General features: G+C 71.0%; 15 protein-coding genes. 5 read left to right on the top strand and 10 right to left on the bottom strand.

From position 1 onward, the window contains the following. Positions 1–292 precede the first annotated feature (292 nt). Positions 293–1,330 carry a deoxyhypusine synthase family protein gene (locus tag PZE19_RS12510; RefSeq protein WP_277860956.1) on the top strand — a complete coding sequence of 346 codons (1,038 nt, stop codon included), beginning with the start codon at positions 293–295 and terminating at the stop codon, positions 1,328–1,330. Positions 1,331–1,387: 57 nt separating this feature from the next. Here PZE19_RS12510 and PZE19_RS12505 read toward each other — a convergent pair whose 3' ends face one another. Together PZE19_RS12505 and PZE19_RS12500 are read right to left on the bottom strand one after the other, a co-directional pair. Next, entirely contained in the window at positions 1,388–2,509 is a 1,122-nt protein-coding gene (locus PZE19_RS12505) for a DMT family transporter (protein WP_277860955.1), read from the bottom strand. A 237-nt stretch (positions 2,510–2,746) separates the two neighbouring features. Beyond that, positions 2,747–3,322, bottom strand: a complete 576-nt coding sequence (locus PZE19_RS12500) for a hypothetical protein (protein ID WP_277860954.1) — start codon at positions 3,320–3,322, stop codon at positions 2,747–2,749. Between the two features lie 365 nt (positions 3,323–3,687). On the opposite strand from PZE19_RS12500, the gene PZE19_RS12495 reads away from it, so the two are divergent. The 3 genes from PZE19_RS12495 to PZE19_RS12485 are packed head-to-tail and all read left to right on the top strand — an operon-like array spanning position 3,688 to position 6,927. Further along, positions 3,688–4,143: a (2Fe-2S)-binding protein gene (locus PZE19_RS12495; RefSeq protein WP_277860953.1), complete on the top strand. Its 456-nt coding sequence runs from the start codon at positions 3,688–3,690 to the stop codon at positions 4,141–4,143. After that, positions 4,140–6,305 carry a xanthine dehydrogenase family protein molybdopterin-binding subunit gene (locus tag PZE19_RS12490; RefSeq protein ID WP_277860952.1) on the top strand — a complete coding sequence of 722 codons (2,166 nt, stop codon included), beginning with the start codon at positions 4,140–4,142 and terminating at the stop codon, positions 6,303–6,305. The genes PZE19_RS12495 and PZE19_RS12490 overlap by 4 nt, the downstream gene beginning before the upstream one ends. A 25-nt stretch (positions 6,306–6,330) precedes the next feature. Beyond that, positions 6,331–6,927 (top strand): hypothetical protein, encoded by a 597-nt coding sequence (locus PZE19_RS12485; protein ID WP_277860951.1) that lies wholly within the window; start codon positions 6,331–6,333, stop codon positions 6,925–6,927. A 15-nt stretch (positions 6,928–6,942) separates the two neighbouring features. Here the strand turns inward: PZE19_RS12485 and PZE19_RS12480 are convergent, their stop codons facing one another. After that, the gene (locus PZE19_RS12480; RefSeq protein WP_277860950.1) at positions 6,943–7,950 is read right to left on the bottom strand and encodes a glycosyl hydrolase; all 1,008 of its coding nucleotides are present in this window, start codon (positions 7,948–7,950) and stop codon (positions 6,943–6,945) included. A 291-nt stretch (positions 7,951–8,241) separates the two neighbouring features. On the opposite strand from PZE19_RS12480, the gene PZE19_RS12475 reads away from it, so the two are divergent. Then, complete coding sequence (locus tag PZE19_RS12475) at positions 8,242–9,882, top strand: sigma-70 family RNA polymerase sigma factor (protein ID WP_277860949.1); 1,641 nt, start codon at positions 8,242–8,244, stop codon at positions 9,880–9,882. A gap of 19 nt (positions 9,883–9,901) precedes the next feature. Here PZE19_RS12475 and PZE19_RS12470 read toward each other — a convergent pair whose 3' ends face one another. From PZE19_RS12470 to PZE19_RS12440, 7 genes are all read right to left on the bottom strand, one after another. Next, on the bottom strand, positions 9,902–10,312 hold the full coding sequence (locus PZE19_RS12470; RefSeq protein WP_277860948.1) for a hypothetical protein: 411 nt from the start codon (positions 10,310–10,312) through the stop codon (positions 9,902–9,904). Between the two features lie 65 nt (positions 10,313–10,377). Continuing rightward, the gene (locus tag PZE19_RS12465; protein ID WP_277860947.1) at positions 10,378–10,863 is read right to left on the bottom strand and encodes a hypothetical protein; all 486 of its coding nucleotides are present in this window, start codon (positions 10,861–10,863) and stop codon (positions 10,378–10,380) included. A gap of 98 nt (positions 10,864–10,961) precedes the next feature. Continuing rightward, entirely contained in the window at positions 10,962–12,275 is a 1,314-nt protein-coding gene (locus tag PZE19_RS12460; protein WP_277860946.1) for a putative sugar nucleotidyl transferase, read from the bottom strand. Between the two features lie 229 nt (positions 12,276–12,504). Beyond that, positions 12,505–13,353: a DUF1579 family protein gene (locus tag PZE19_RS12455; RefSeq protein ID WP_277860945.1), complete on the bottom strand. Its 849-nt coding sequence runs from the start codon at positions 13,351–13,353 to the stop codon at positions 12,505–12,507. A gap of 137 nt (positions 13,354–13,490) precedes the next feature. Beyond that, a complete protein-coding gene (locus PZE19_RS12450) occupies positions 13,491–13,901 on the bottom strand; it encodes a VOC family protein (protein ID WP_277860944.1) in 411 nt (136 codons plus the stop codon). A 37-nt stretch (positions 13,902–13,938) separates the two neighbouring features. Continuing rightward, on the bottom strand, positions 13,939–14,532 hold the full coding sequence (locus PZE19_RS12445; RefSeq protein WP_277860943.1) for a protoglobin family protein: 594 nt from the start codon (positions 14,530–14,532) through the stop codon (positions 13,939–13,941). Between the two features lie 155 nt (positions 14,533–14,687). Continuing rightward, complete coding sequence (locus PZE19_RS12440) at positions 14,688–15,716, bottom strand: hypothetical protein (RefSeq protein ID WP_277860942.1); 1,029 nt, start codon at positions 15,714–15,716, stop codon at positions 14,688–14,690. Positions 15,717–15,725: the final 9 nt, after the last annotated feature.

Here is a 15,725-nt window from a genome sequence, read left to right as displayed (position 1 = left end):
CCGGGCGCCGAGCGACCTGGAGCGGCGCATCGATCGATCCTTCGGTCCGGCGCGCCGTCGGCCATTTAATCCGAGTTCCGCGATCTCGGCAACGTCAACCGCCCCCTTCCCGCAAACCCCGGACGGGGGAGGACCTCGGTCGAATCCGCGGGCGACGCCGGGCCCTCGCCGCCGGAGGCCGTTACAGGCGGCGGGGATTCCGGTAAGCTGGAACTTCGAGCCGGGAGGGTTCCCCGCCGACCATGCGCCGCGGCGGTGCGGGCCGTGAACGTCATACAGTCGAGATCGACCGATGAAGATGCTGGAATTCGTCCTCAAGAACTACAAGAACTTCAACGCGCGGGCCACGCGCGACGCGACCCTCGCGTACTGGCGGCACGTCGAGTCGGGCGGCAAGATGTTCTGGGCGGTCGCCGGCGCCATGTCGTCGGCGCAGCTCGGGATCACCCTGGCGCCGGCCATCCGCGCCGGGCTGATCCACGGCATGTCGGTCACGGGCGCCAACCTCGAAGAGTCGCTCTTCCGGCTGGTCGCCCACCACAGCTACAAGGACTTCCCCGAGTACCGCTACTTCGCCAAGAAGGACGACACCAAGATCCTCGAAGAGCGGATGCGGCGGGTGACCGACACGAGCATCCCCGAGGACGAGGCCTTCCGCGCCGTCGAGAAGTTCATCGTGCCGATGTGGAAGGAGGCCGCCGCGAAGAAGACGCGGAAGTTCTGGCACGAGTACTTCTACGACCTCGTCCTGACGATCGGCGACGACCTCTACGAGGGCGACCCCGAGGAGTGCTGGCTCCTGGCCGCGGCCCGCGCCCGGCTGCCGCTGGTCGTCCCCGGCTACGAGGACTCGACGTTCGGCAACATCTTCGCGTCGCACGTCAAGCTGGGCGAGTGCGAGGCGTCGATCGCCAAGTCGGGCATCGAGTACATGGCCGACTTCTACGACCGCTACCGCGAGCTGTCCGAGGGCCGGGGCATCGGCTTCTTCCAGATCGGCGGCGGCATCGCCGGCGACTTCCCCATCTGCGTCGTCCCCTCGATCAAGTACGACCTGGAAGAGCCGGTGAAGCCCTGGGCGTACTTCTGCCAGATCTCCGACTCGACGACGTCGTACGGCTCGTACTCCGGGGCGACCCCGAACGAGAAGATAACCTGGGACAAGCTGACCGAAGACACGCCGATGTTCGTCATCGAGTCCGACGCCACCATCGTCGCCCCCCTGATGCTCTCGGCCCTGCTGGAATGCAAGGAGCACCCCGGCAAGGCCAAGAAGCTCATCGAAGCCGCGACGGGCGAGGGCAAGGCCCACGCCGGCGCCGCGAAGTAAAAAACGGGCTTCGCGAATCGTCCTTCTCCCACGAGGGGAGAAGGACGATCGCTCGCCTCATTCCGCGGGGCAGGCGGCGGGGGCCTCGGCCGGCCAGGCGGGGAGGGTCGCCGCGGACTTCGCACGCCGGGGGGCGGGGCGGCTGGTCCAGAAGACGCCCAGCAGCGTCAGCAGGCCGCCGACGACCAGGGCCGGCGAGAGGACCTCGCCGAACAGCCAGACGCCCCAGACCACGGTGAGCACGGGCGCGACGTTGCTGAACGTGGCGACCTGGCTGGCGTCCAGACGGCGGAGCGCCAGGTTCTGCAGCGCCAGGTTCATCGGCGTGATCGCGAAGGCCAGCACGGCCAGGCAGATCCAGGCCGCGGGCGTGGCCAGGCGGAGCTGGGGGACCCACGCGGGGGCCGTCAGGGCGGCGATCGGGATCTGCAGCAGGAAGCCGACGAGGAACGTCCCGGCCAGGGTCGGCAGCGCCCCGTGGCGGACGATCAGGGGGCGGCTCAGGGTCACGTACGCCCCCCACGAGATCACCGCGCCGATGAGGAGCAGATCGGCGATCATCACCGCGTGCGTCTGCTCGGGGGTCGACGCGGCGTCGCCGCCCAGGATGTTCCCCAGGCCGATGACCAGCACGCCGGCGATGCTGATGAGGATGCCCCCCAGCCGGCTGAGGTCGAGCGGCTCCTGGCCGATCATCCAGGCGAGGACCCACACGATGAGGGGCACCGTCGCGTAGAAGAGGCCGACGTGGGCGTTGGTGCCGAGCTTGGCGGCGGTCAGGAAGAAGAACTGGTTGATGGGCACGCAGCAGGCCGCCACCAGCAGCAGCCGCCGCCAGTCGCGGCGGATCAGCTCGCGGACCCGGCCGAAGCCGCCCACGAACGGGATCAGGCAGAGCCCCGCCGTGCCGAACCGCAGCAGCGGCACCAGCCCGATCGGCAGCTGCCGCACCGCCACCTGCGCCAGGGGCGACGTCGTCGAGCCCAGGAAGATCATGATGCCCAGGTACGCGTACGCCCTCAGGTCGGGCGTGTGGGCGGGCCTGTCGTCCCGTCCGTGATCTTGCGTCGTCGTCGCGTCCCGCGCCTCGCGGCCGGCTCCCTCGTCCCCCGGGGCCCGCCCGGTCCGGGTCTCCATGCCCGTCGTCTCCTGCTCCGTCCGCGAGGCTCGCGTGCTCATCTCTCCTCTATTCTCGTCGCGATCGATCGGTTCGATGGTCCGTCGCCGGCGACGCCCGCCGCGGGGACGTCGCCATGCTGGTATTCTCCCATCGTAGCGCGGACGGCAAGGGAGGGCGAGGCTTTTCGCGCCGACCGCCCCGCGGCCCCCGTCCCCGGACCACAGCCTCCAGGCGTCCCCGACCCCGTCGCTGGGCGGGGTTTTTCATGCGTGGAAGGATTCCGTGAATTCCCGAAGCTACTTGGCGTCACGCTTGCCGCTTGGCGAATCTTCTTTACGTTTCTGCTCGGTCGCCTTCTGCACAAGTTCCTTGACGAGTCTCAGCTCGACGGCCTGTTCGAAGCCACTCCCGTCCGCTTCTTCGGCTCTAACCCGGGGCGTTTCATCCGGGAAAATAACATCGGAAAAGAAAGATGTGTATTTAATATCGTTTATATTTACGATCGGCATCCGGCCTCGCCCGGCCCAAGCGATGCCCCACCCCGTCCTCTCTTTTCTCAGGAAGAGCAGAACGGTCTCGCCCTTCGTAGCCTTGGCGATGTCGCAAGCGAATGTCGGCGAGATGCGATACTCGACCGAAGTCGTCTTTGGCCCCTTCCAGACTTCCAGCACTGTCGCCTTGGCCCGGCGATCCTCATCCTCCGGGCCTCCGCTCACCGATTCGACCCTGGCGAGGACGATCAGCTCGCTCTCTTCCTCCAGTTCATCGACCCGAGGTGGGATGACAGAGGCAAGGGCCTCCGAGAAAGAGATGGTCGAGTGATCGACTTGAATCGAGACGGTCAGCATCATGAACAGGACCGGAAGATGCATGGTTTGCCTCCGTGTTTGAGTGCAGCTTCGTCCGTACCTTACTCGACGAGGCCGGCAGGGCGTATCCCAAACATCATGGCGCAGATCGGGACGCAACCGCAGACACTCCCGAAGATCACCCTGGCTGGACACGCCCCAACGCCCCCCGGTTCGGGGCGGCCAGGCCGTCCCGGCGGCCGGCGACGGGCCTCGCGAACGCCCTCGGTCCTTGCCTTCGCCGGGGTCCGCATTAAAATTGCGGCGTTCCCAAATCACGCCCCCTTCCCCTGCGTCCTGCGGCGGGAACGGGGCGCGGCGTCCCATGGGCCCTCGTCCCGCGGCATTCGCGGGGGGCGGGGAAGATCGGTCCGGTCGAGGGCGCGACGATGATCGAGCTGAAAGTCAACGGCGAGGTCCGCGCGGTCGACGTCGCGTCGGACACGCCCCTGCTCTGGGTGGTCCGCGAGACGCTCGGGCTGACCGGCACCAAGTTCGGCTGCGGGATGGCCCAGTGCGGCGCGTGCACACTCCACCTCGACGGGGAGGCGGTCCGCTCGTGCGTCACGCCGATCTCCCGCGCCGCCGGCAAGGAGGTCACGACGATCGAGGGCCTGCCCGAGGAGGTCCGCGGCCCGCTCCAGCGGGCCTGGATCGCCGAGGACGTCCCCCAGTGCGGCTACTGCCAGTCGGGCCAGATCATGGCCGCCGCCGTCCTGCTGCGCGAGAACCCGAAGCCGACCGACGCCGACATCGACGACGGCATGACCGGGAACATCTGCCGATGCGGGACCTACCTGCGGATCCGCAAGGCCATCCATCGGGCGGCGGGGGGTGGCGCATGAGCGAGGTCCTCAACCTCAGCCGCCGCGGCTTCCTCCGCAACACCGCGCTGGCCGGCGGCGGGCTCGTCCTGGGCGTGTACCTGCCTCAGCTCGCCGGCAAGGCGGCGAATGCGGCGGACGGGGCCGCGACGTTCGAGCCCAACGCGTTCGTGCGGATCGGGTCCGACGAGTCGGTGACGGTGATCTCCGCCCACTCCGAGATGGGCCAGGGGATCTACACCGGCCTGGCGATGATCGTGGCCGAGGAGCTGGACGCCGACTGGAGCAAGGTCCGCGTCGAATCGGCGCCGGCCGACGCCAAATACAACCACACCCTGTACGGCGCCCAGATCACCGGCGGCAGCACCAGCACCTGGACCGAGTGGGAACGCCTGCGCAAGGCCGGGGCCTCGGCCCGCGCGATGCTCGTCGCCGCCGCGGCCGAGGAATGGGGCGTGTCCGCCTCGTCGTGCACGGCGAGCGAAGGGAAGGTGCTCCACGCGGCCTCCGGGCGCAGTCTCTCGTACGGCGGCCTGGCGGCGCGGGCCTCCAAGCTCTCGCCGCCGAAGGACGTCACGCTCAAGGACCCGAAGACGTTCAAGCTGATCGGCAAGGCCACGAAGCGGCTCGACACGCCCTCCAAGACCGACGGCACGGCCGTCTTCGGCCTGGACGTGACGCTGCCGGGGATGCTCGTCGCCCTGGTCGCCCGGCCCCCCGTCTTCGGCGGCAAGGTCGAGGCGCTCGACGCCACGGCGGCGCTCGCCGTGCCGGGCGTCCGCCACGTCGTCGAGATCGACCGCGGCGTGGCCGTGGCCGCCGTCGGCTTCTGGGCCGCCAGGAAGGGACGCGAGGCCCTCCGCATCACCTGGGACCACGGGCCCCTCGCCGGCCTCGACAGCGCGAAGCAGGGCGAAGAATACGCCGCGATGGCCAAAGAGCCCGGGGCCGTCGCGCGGCGCGACGGCGACGCCGAGGCCGCGCTGGCGAAGGCCGTGATAAGGCTCGACGCCGTGTACGAGCTGCCCTACCTCGCCCACGCGCCGATGGAGCCGCTGAACTGCGTCGCCGACGTCCGGCCCGACGGCTGCGACGTCTGGACCGGCACCCAGGGCCAGACGTTCGACCACGCGGTCGCGACGCAGATCACCGGCCTGAAGCCCGAGCAGGTGAAGGTCCACACGACCCTGCTCGGCGGCGGCTTCGGCCGTCGCGCCGCGATCGACGCCCACTTCGTCGCCGAGGCGGTCCAGCTCTCGAAGGCGGTCAAGGCCCCGGTGAAGGTGGTCTGGACCCGCGAGGACGACATTCGAGGCGGCTATTACCGGCCCCGCGCCTACCACGCGATCGCCGGCGGGCTCGACGCCGCCGGCGGGCTCGCGGCCTGGCGGCACAAGATCGTCTGCCAGTCGTTCGCGTTCGGCACCCCCTTCGAGAAGGTCATGGTCAAGGACGGCGTCGACCACACGGCCGTCGAGGGGGCCGCCGACCTCCCCTACACGATCCCCAACCTCGACGTGACCTGGAGGCACGCCCCGGAGGGGGTCCCGGTCATCTGGCTGCGCTCCGTGGGCCACACGCACACGGCCTTCGTGGTCGAGAGCTTCCTCGACGAGCTGGCCCACGCCGTCGGCAAGGATCCGTTCGAGCTGCGCCGGGGCCTGCTGAGCAAGAGCCCCAGGCACAAACGGGTGCTGGAGCTGGCCGCCGAGAAGGCCGGCTGGGGGACGCCCCTGCCGCCGGGGAGCGGGCGCGGGATCGCCGTGCACGAGTCGTTCGCCAGCTACGTCTGCCACGTCGCCGAGGTCTCGACCGGGCCGGGGGGCAAGCTCCGCGTCGACCGGATCGTCTGCGCCGTCGACTGCGGCCCGATCGTCAACCCGGACTCGATCCGGGCCCAGATGGAGGGCTGCGTCGCCTTCGGCCTGACCACGCTCAAGGGCGAGATCACGTTCGAGGACGGCCGGGTGAAGCAGCGGAACTTCCACGACTACCCGATCCTGCGGATGAACGAGATGCCCCGGGTCGAGGTCCACATCGTCGAGACGACCGACAAGATGGGGGGCGTCGGCGAGCCCGGCGTCCCGCCCGTCGCCCCGGCGGTGGCCAACGCGATCTTCGCCGCCGCCGGCCGGCGGATCCGGCGGCTGCCGTTCCGCCCGGAAGACTGGCAAGGGGCCTGACCGAATCGACCCGGGAGACTGGCCGATGAAGCACGAACGACTCCGACGCAAGCCGAGGCTCCGCCCCCTCGCCTGGGCCCTCCTCGTCGTCGGCCTCCCCCTGGGGGCCTGGGCCGTCGCCCCGCGCGACCGGGACGACGCCGGGTCGAAGGCCGCGTTCCTGGAGGCCTACAAGGTCCTGATGCACCCCCGCTGCATGAACTGCCACCCGGCGGGCGACCAGCCGCTGCAGGGCGACGACAGCCACGTCCACGCCCAGAACGTGAAGCGCGGGCCCGACGGCAAGGGGCTGTACGCGCTCAAGTGCGCCAACTGCCACCAGTTCACGAACCTGCCGGGCGCGAACATGCCGCCGGGCAACCCCAACTGGCACCTGCCGCCGGCCGCCACGCCGATGGTCTTCCAGGGCCTGACGCCGGGCGAGCTGGCCCGCCAGCTCAAGGACCCGAAGAAGAACGGCGGCAAGACGCTCGACGACATCATCCACCACGTCACCGAGGATAAGCTCGTCCTCGGCGGCTGGGACCCCGGCGAGGGCCGCACCAAGCCCTCGTTGTCCCACGACGAATTCGCCCGCAAGATGCGCGAGTGGATCGAGAAGGGCGCGGCCGAGCCCGAGTGAGGCGACGCGGCGGCGTCAGGGGGCGTGCTTGGGCCGGGCCGCCGACGCGCGGGCCTTCAGGCGGGCGAGCGACCGGGGCGTCTGGTCGAGGGTCTGGCCGACGCCGCCGTCGGCCACGTTGAAGTAGCAGACGTAGCGGCAGCCGGTGGGGCAGGCCGCGGCCCAATCGTAGACGGCGTCGATGTACTCGGGGCAGTCCCCCGCGCCGTGGCCGTCGTCGTGCTTGGCCCCCTTGCGCACGACGTTCCCCCACTCGCCCAGGCAGGTCGGCTTGCCGTGGTCGGCCGCGAACTTCGCCGTCCAGTCGAGCGAGAAGCGGCCGCGGAGGACCCGCTCGACCACCCGCGCCGGCGTGGGGTCGGAATCGCCCCAGACCCAGCCGTAGACGTCCAGGCCGACGAGGTCCACCTGGTCGTCGCCGGGATAGAACGGCTCCGGGTCGGGCGCGTCGGCGTTGGCGCACCAGACGACCTGGAGCGTCTGCCCCGGCCCGGCCGCCGCGAGGAAGCCCTCGCGGATCAGCGGCACGGCGCGACGCCAGGCGGCGACGAACAGCCCGGGGTCCTGGCGGGCGGGGGGCATGTTGAACTCCCACCAGAGCCGGGCGTAGACCGTCTTCGTGCCGTATCGCGCCAGAGACCCGCCGAGCGAACGGTAGGTCGCGTCGCGCCGGCCCGACGCCGCCTCGCGCAGCAGGTCGTCGTGGTTCGCGCCCGAGTCGGTCGGGATGAGCGGCACGCCCACGTCGAGGGCGCGGTCGCCGTGCTCGCGCCTCCAGCGCGGCACGCCGCTCTCCTCCATCATCATCCAGTGGCCCTTCTCCAGGTTCTCCCACGACGACCGGCCCATCCAGGTCCCGTAGACGTCGCGCGGGACGCCGTACTCCTCCAGGCTCTTGCCGCCGCAGCCGGTGAGCGTGCCCCCGGCGGTCGCCGGCGGGGCCGCCCCGCCGCTCGTCGTCGCCCCGATCGCGATCGCCAGAAACGCCGCCGCGGCGGCCCCGAGTCGCGGATGTCGCAGCATGTCGATCACCCCCGGCGACCGCCCCGGCGCGGCCGCCCGTTCGTCGCGAGATTCCTCGGCGCATGACGAAAGTTACGCAGGTCTCCTCCCGTCCCCGCAGCTTAACCGTGCCCGCAGGCGTCGTCGACGGTCCGGCGAACCCGGGGGGCCGTCCGTCCGCGCCGAGTCCGAGGCCCGTCGGGCCTCGCCCCCACTCCATCCCGAAATTTCCGCAATCGATGGATAGCCCGCCCTCGCCCGAGGCACTATGGGACGGGGCGAGGACGAAGATCCCACGGGCGGAGGGCGGGCATGGCGGAAGGATCGGCGGCGAGGCGGGACCTGGCGACGCTCTTCCGCTCGGGGACGGCGGTCGGGCTGACGGACGGCGAGGTGCTGCGACGCGTCGGCAGGGGGTCGGCCGAGGAGGCCGGGGCGCTCTTCGAGGCGATCGTGGAGCGGCACGGGGCGATGGTCCTGCGCGTCTGTCGGGGCGTGCTGGGGGACGCCCCCGACGCCGACGACGCGTTCCAGGCGACGTTCCTGGTCCTGGCCCGCCGGCTCTGCGAGGCGCGCCGGCTGGAATCGGTCGGCGGCTGGCTGCACGGCGTCGCGGCGCGGGTCTCGGCCCGCGCCCGGGTCGACGCGGCGCGACGGCGCAGGCACGAGATCGCGACCGGGAAGCTCGCGGTCGTCGAGTGCGACCCCGTCACCGACCCCGATCGCGACCGCGCCGTGCAGGAGGAAGTCGGCCGGCTGCCGCAGCGTTACCGCGAGGTCGTCGTCCTCTGCTTCTGGGAGGGCCTGACCCACGAGCAGGCCGCCGGCCGCATCGGCTGCCCGCTCGGCACCGTCCGCAGCCGATCGGCCCGCGCCCGCGACCTGTTGCGCCGCAGGCTGATGCGCCGGGGCCTCGCCCCCGAAGGTCGCGAGATCGAGGCGACGAGCCCCCCAGCCGTCCCCGACGCGCTCGCGACGTCCGCGGCGCGGGGCGCGACGGAGGCCGCCGCGGGCCGTTCGGCCCTGGGCGTCGTCGGCGTCCACGCGATCGAGCTTTCCCACCGCGTCTCACGGAGAATGATCATGATGAAGTTCGCCGCCATCAGCCTCGCCTCGTCGCTCGCCCTCGTCACGGCCGCCGGCCTGGGGCGAGCGGGATTCCAGGAGGCTCCCGCCGAGGCCCCGCCGGCGCGACAGCCCGGCGCGGCGGCGGTCCCGCCACGGCTCCCGTACGAGGAATACGTCGTCGAACCTCCCGACATTCTGCTCGTCGAGGTGCTGGAGGCTTTGGAGGGCCGCCCGATCTCGGGGGAGCGCCTGATCCGCCCGGACGGTCGAATCACGCTGGGCTTCTACGGCGACGTCTCCGTCGCCGGGCTGACGATCCGGGAGGCCAAGGGCAAGATTGTCCTCCACCTGCGCAAGTTTCTCGGCGACGACGTGCTCGGGCTCTTCGAGCCGGATCCGAAGACAGGCGAACGCACCTCCGTCGACCCCAGGGACAGCGCCCGGGTGTTCGTGGACGTCACGACCTACAACAGCAAGAAGTACTACGTGCTCGGATCGGTCAAGAACCCGGGGGGCATCCCCGTGACAGGCAGCGAGACGGTGCTCGATGCGGTGTACTTCGCGGGAGGGTTGCTGGCGGAGGCCGATCCTTCCAATCTGACCCTCGTCCGGAACGACCCGAAAACGGGCCGCGCCCAGAAATGGACCATCGACCTCGATCGGATCACCTCGGGCGAGGACATCTCGATGAACCGTCAGCTACGCCCCGGCGACCGGCTCATGGCCGTCAAGAAGGCGAGCCCCGCATCCCGGGCCCCGAACGCCGACGGCGCGGCCGCCGACGGCGTCCCGCCGCGACCGGGGCCGAGCCTCGACGACCTGGACCGTCGCCTCAGCCGCGTCGAATCCCGCCTGGACGCATTCCTCAAGAAGATCGGCGACTGACGACCGGCCTCGGCCTGGATCAGTCGTCCTCATCCTCCATAACGAAATTCCCCGTCTCGATGCGAGCCGCGGGGTCGCCTTCGAAGAAGGCCGCGACGCTCCCGGAGGCGTACTCGTGGAAGGAGAAGGACTCGGACGGGACGTAGACCGCGCCGATCTCTTCGACCGGGGTGTCGGTGTTGAGGAGGCCCGTCGAGAAGCCGAGGAGCGGGCACACCCGCGGGCCGTCGGGGGTGGCCTTCAGCCAGCCCTGGTCGTGGAAGGAGCCCATGTTGAAGAGGAAGGCCTGGCAGATCTCCTCCCGCGTCGCCGCGTCGGCGACGCCGTGCACGCGGAGGGCCTCGTCCAGCACTTCCACGTGGACGCATTGGTACGCCGCGCCCATCTCCTCGTAATCGTCGTCGCGCACCAGCCGCGTCAGTTCCGCCATGTGTGCCTCCGGGATCGATCGGGAGCCGGGACGAGGATCGACGGACGAGGACTTTAGCCGTCCGGTCAGGCCGGCTCGCCCGCGACGGAATCGGCGGCGGCGAGGCGGTGGACCTCGACGCGCCGGCGCTGGTCCTCGGCGGCGGCGATGAGGGCGTCGTAGTCGGGCCCGACGAACTCGGGTCGGCGGGCGGAGGCGGTCGACAGCGACTTCCACAGCAGCCGCTTGCCCTCGATCCCCAGCGAGAGGGCCTCGAACGACTCCAAAAGCCGGAGCGAGCCGTCGCCGGGGTCGTCGTACCGCAGCTTGAGCTGGGTCGCCTTCTCGGCGATCCACGAGGCCGCCTTGCGCGGAAGGGTCATCGAGGCCCCCACCCGCTCGGCCAGGCCGTCGAGGATCGTGCGCTCGCGGCCGATCTCGTCGAGGAGCTGCGCCGCGGTGGCGCCGACGGGGTCGCCGCCGTGGGCCTTTTCGAGGCGATCCAGCAGCTCCAGGGCCGCGACCGAGCCGGCCATGTGGTCCGTCAGATACGTCGCCAGGTCGTCGGCCATCGCGTCGAGCCCCCCCTCGCCGGAGTCGCGTCGGGCCCGCCGCGCGGCGGGCCCCTTAGTCGTGACCCTTGCAAGAGGGGCGCCGGACGCGAGCGGCCTCAGCGGCGGCCGGCCTGGAGGACCGGCCAGGAGTCGCGGCGGGGCTGGCTGGAGCGCTGGAAGGCGCGTTCGCGTTCCAGGCGGGTCTGCTCGAAGAGGGTGAGGTAGAGCCGCTCGTCGGCCTCGTCGAAGACCTTGCCGCGGCGGCCGGCGACGATCCGGGCGGTGGCGAACAGCTCGTCGACGGGGAAGCCCGGCGCGACGCGGCCGTACAGCACCGCGGCGAACGACGGCACGTGCTTGGGCAGCAGCAGGCCCGCCGGCAGCACGTTGCACATCACGCCGATCGACGTCCCGGTGTTGAGCATCGAGCCCATGCCGGTGCGGGTGTGGTCGCCCACGAAGCAGCCGACCTTCGCCTGGCCGGTCGGGACCGGGTCGCCCTGCAGCGGCACCATGACCTCGCCGTAGTCGTTGCGGAGGTCGCTGTTGGACGTGATCGCGCCCAGGTTGACCCACTCGCCGATGTACGCGTGGCCCAGGAAGCCCTCGTGGTACTTGTTCGAGTAGCCCTGCACGATCGACGCCTCGACCTCGCCGCCGATCCGGCAGTTGGGGCCGATCGAGACGGCCCCCCGGATGTTGGCGCGGAAGAGCTGGGTCTCGGGGCCGATGTAGCACGGGCCCTCGACCCGCGTGAACGGCTGGATCCACACCCCCGAGCCGACGACGATCGGCCCGCCGGTGGTGTCGAAGACCGTGTACGGGTCGATGCGGGCCGTCTCGTGGAGCCGGAGCCGGTCCGACGGGCCGACCAGGGCGAGCGTGGCGAGCTGGCGGTTGCTCACCGCCGGCCGGCGCTCGCGGGCGAAGTCGCGCTCGATGTGCCGGGCGTTGGCCGCGACCAGGTCCCAGGGCCGCTCGATCCACTCGCCGCCGATCTCCTCGCCCGGGCAGCCGGCCAGGACGCCGTCGAACCAGTCGTCGACGCCGTTCCACTCCAGGCCGAGCACGTCGTCGGGGCCGACCCACGCGCAGGCCGGCTTGCCGTCGCAGAGGCCCACCCAGGGGCCCGCGGCGGGGGGCTCGAAGCCCTCGGGCGGCACCCATCGGCCCCGCGCGACCACCAGCGGCCCGCGCGCCAGCCAGTCGCGGTCGTTGATCACGACGTGCGGCTCGCGACGCCGCTGGACGTCCGCGAGGTGATTCCGGATCAACGCCCCGCGGCGTTGAGGGCCGGGGCCGACGCCGAACGCGCGGGCGATCTTCTCGCCGAGCGTCGAGCACCCCAGCCACAGGTCGTAGACCGGCCGGGTCAGCGTCAAGGGCTCCAGGCCGGCCGCCGCGGCATCCTCGACCAGGCAAAGTCGCATCGTTGCACCCCCACTCCGTTGCGGTCTCCGTGCGCTCGCTCGATCCTTGATGCGAACTCGGAACACTTGTCCATGCTCCCGAGGGATCGCGCCGGATTCTATCCCGATCCCGGCTTTCGGGCCAGACGAGGATTCGGGAGCGGCGCCCCGCTTCCATCGTTATTCTAGGGGGCGCGTCGACGATCCCGGCCTCGGCCGGCGAAAACGGGCCGCGGCGGGGCCTTCCGGGTCACGCCGGTTGGGTGAAACAGAAGCAGACGCCGTAGGGATCCTTGGCGAAGAAGACGCGGTGCGCCTTGCCGCCGTATTCCTGCCTGTCGATGGCCCCCGGCCCGACGCCCTTCGCTTCGTACTCGCTCCAGAGGGCCTCGACGTCGTCGACGGCGAACCAGCAGCTCGCCTGCTCCGGGTCCTCGCCGTTCGCCGCCAGGCCGATCTCGACCTCGCCCCGCCTCAACCGGGCGGTCGTCCGATCGCGGGAGACCAGCGCGAAGCCGAGGCACTGCGTGTAGTAGCCGACGGCCGGGCCGATCTCCTTCACCGGCAGGGCGTTCGCGTCCGTGTCGCCGATCGGGCCGACGGCCTTGAAGGCCACGCCGCCGGCACCGGAGGACGGCCGCGACGACCTCGGGTAGACCCCCTCGGCCGCCGGATCTTCCTTCCCGTCGGGGTCGATGACCACGTGCTTGATCCGCAGCCCGTCGCCGCCCGACGCGACCTCGATCCGCCATCCCCAGTCGGGACCCGGAGGCGCGGCGAACGATCCCCGCAGCACGACGGCCCCGTCGGCGGACGCCGTCCCGTGGCAGTCCAGCACCTTCCGGCCCATGTGCCAGGTGTCGACCCATCGTCCCGAAGCCTCGGCCGACTCCGGGTCGAAGCCGATCAGCAGCGACCCCTCTTGCGGCTTCCCCTGGTAGGCCCAGGTGTAGTCGAGGCGGACGAACCGGCCGCCGAGGACCGGCGTCAGCCCGGCCGTCGACGGCGACTCCTCGGGCTTGCCCGTGTTCGGATCCTGCAGCGTGTTCGTGCCGCTCCATTCGCCGGCGTCGCCGGCCAGGGATTCCAGGGGATTCACGATCCGCCTCCTGTTCGTCTGGACAGTCGTTCGAAGAAACCGGACGATATCGAGACGTCGGCGTGCCGGCAAGGCCGATCCGGCGGCGTTCGTAACATTTCGACGATTTCGGGCCGGGCCGTGGATCGTGGCTCGATTCAGGAGAACGCCCAGAACCCGGGGCTCATCAGCTCGCCGAGGTTGCCGTCGGGGTCGCGGAAATAGAGGCTGCGGGACCCGCCGGGCCAGCTCACCTCGCTCTCGATCGCGACGCCCTTCTCTTCGAGGCCGCGACGCCATGCGTCCACGTCCTCGGCGGCGATCGCGAAGGCGAAGTGGCCGCAACCCGAGCCGCCGTGCGGCGGGATCAGGCCCCCGGGGACGGCGAACGGCTCGTCGGTCCCGCCGCGGGGGAACAACAACAAGACGTTTCGACCCGCGACGTCCAGCGCGACGAGCCGCTCGCTCTCCAGGAGCGTGGGGAAGTCGAAGAGGCCGCGGTAGAACTCGGCCGCCCGCTTCACGTCTTCCGCGTACAGCGCCGTTTCGAGGATACCGCCGATGCGCATCGCTCTGCTCCCGGTTCGCGGATGGGGTCGGCCTCGCTCAGGATCCGGCCAGGCGGAGGTAGTGGCGGGCGACGAGGTCGTTTTGAAGCCACAGGACCTTCGAGTAGGCCCGGATCAGGGCGAATTCGCGGTCGGGTTCGAGGCCCAGGCCGCGGATCAGGCCGAAGATCACGTCGGCGAGCTGGCCCAGGAAGGCGTTCATCTGCACCAGGGGCACGTCGAGCCGCGACCTGTGCGATTCGGCGTTGTGGATGCGCCCCATCGCGTCCATGTACTGGATCATCGCGGCATCGAAGGGCTCGGACATCAGACGGACGAAGTAGCGCCCGAGCGAGTGCTTGCGGGTCTTGACCATCGCGTGCTCGGGGGTCAGCTCCTGGAGCCGCCGGTCGAGCGAGGTCCCGAAGTCGGCCTTCCCCTGCTGCCGAGACAGGAAGTGCCGCCAGGTCGCGTCGAAGCGGTGGAACGCGTCGTAGACCTCGTCGACCAGCCTCGGCACCAGCGGCAGCGTCAGCGCCGCGGCCTCGCGGATCGCCCGCTCGTCGCCGGGCCCGAAACCGATGTACTCGGCGACATACTGGAATCGGTACTCGACGTCCGCTTCCAGGCGCTTCTCGTCGATATGCTTCACGACGCGCGGACCCTCGATCGGGATGAAGGCGGCCCGAGGACGCGGGCCGCCGTCCAATCTAACGGCCCGCGCCCCGGTCTGAACAGTCCGGCCGCACGGAGGCCGGGGGGAGCGAGGGGCTGTCGAAGCGACTGGAGGATGAGTCCGGCGCCCGGCTACTTCCCCGCGGCGGGGACGCCCAGCACGTGGTTCGCGCCGGGCGGTGCGCGGTCGACGAGGCGGTAGGGGGAGTGGAAGATCGCCAGGTTGCCGGCGGCCTTCTCGCCGAAGGTCAGGTCGGGGCCGACGGGGAAGGGACGGGCGCTCAGGGTGAGCATGTTGCGCGAGCCGAAGACGGCCGCGCCCGAGGCGGTCTTCACGCCCTGGCAGTCCATGAAGGCCTCGATCCGGTTGTCGGCGGGCTTCGGGTCGTCGGGGCCGCCGACGCGGACGTGGGCCTCTCCGAGGTGGATGTTCACCTCCTCGATCGTGTTGCGCGAGACGGCGCCCGAGAGTTGCAGGCCCACGCCGCAGCCGACGGTCTCCAGCACGGTGATCTTGTTGGCGTCGATCGAGCCCTCGGAGCCGTCGAGCCAGAGACCCGTGCCGACCCACCTGCGGGCCTCGTCCAGGTCGCTCTTGTGCGGCTCGCCCCCGGGCCAGGCCCCGCCGCCGCCGACCAGGGCGTTGAAGACGAACTCGGTCGACGTGACGACCCGGAAGCGGTCCGGCCCGGCCGTGGTCGGCTTGATCCGGACCACCGCGCCGTCGGCGGCCGAGACGATGAGGCCGAACCGGAACGCGCCGCTCATCTGGCTGTCGAAGACGACCGCGTCGCCCTCCTTGCGGGTGTAGTTCAACACCGCGTGGCCGCCGTCGACCCGGGCGTTCTGCATCCAGGGGATGCGCAGGGGCTCGTGCAGGTTGTAGACGACGGCCCCCGCGCCCCCCTCGGTCCAGTTGCCGCCGGCGACGTACAGGTCCATCCCCCTCGCCTTGGCGGCGTCGAACGCCTCCTGCAATCCCGACGTCTTCGTCCCCGGCGTGTGCGGCCCGAAGTCGCCGCCGTCGCGCGGGCCCTGCGGCGAGACGACGAGCCGGTTCGTCGCCCGGCCCGCCGGCGATTCCTGCGCCGAGGTCGACGCCGCGAGGCACGCGAAGGCCAGGCAGGCGGCCGCGGTCCGATCGAAGGGCCTCGCTCTCATCGTCGACTC

The organism is Paludisphaera mucosa, assembly GCF_029589435.1.
GTDB classification, from domain to species: Bacteria; Planctomycetota; Planctomycetia; order Isosphaerales; family Isosphaeraceae; genus Paludisphaera; species Paludisphaera mucosa.
This window is presented reverse-complemented; position numbering and strand designations above follow the sequence as displayed.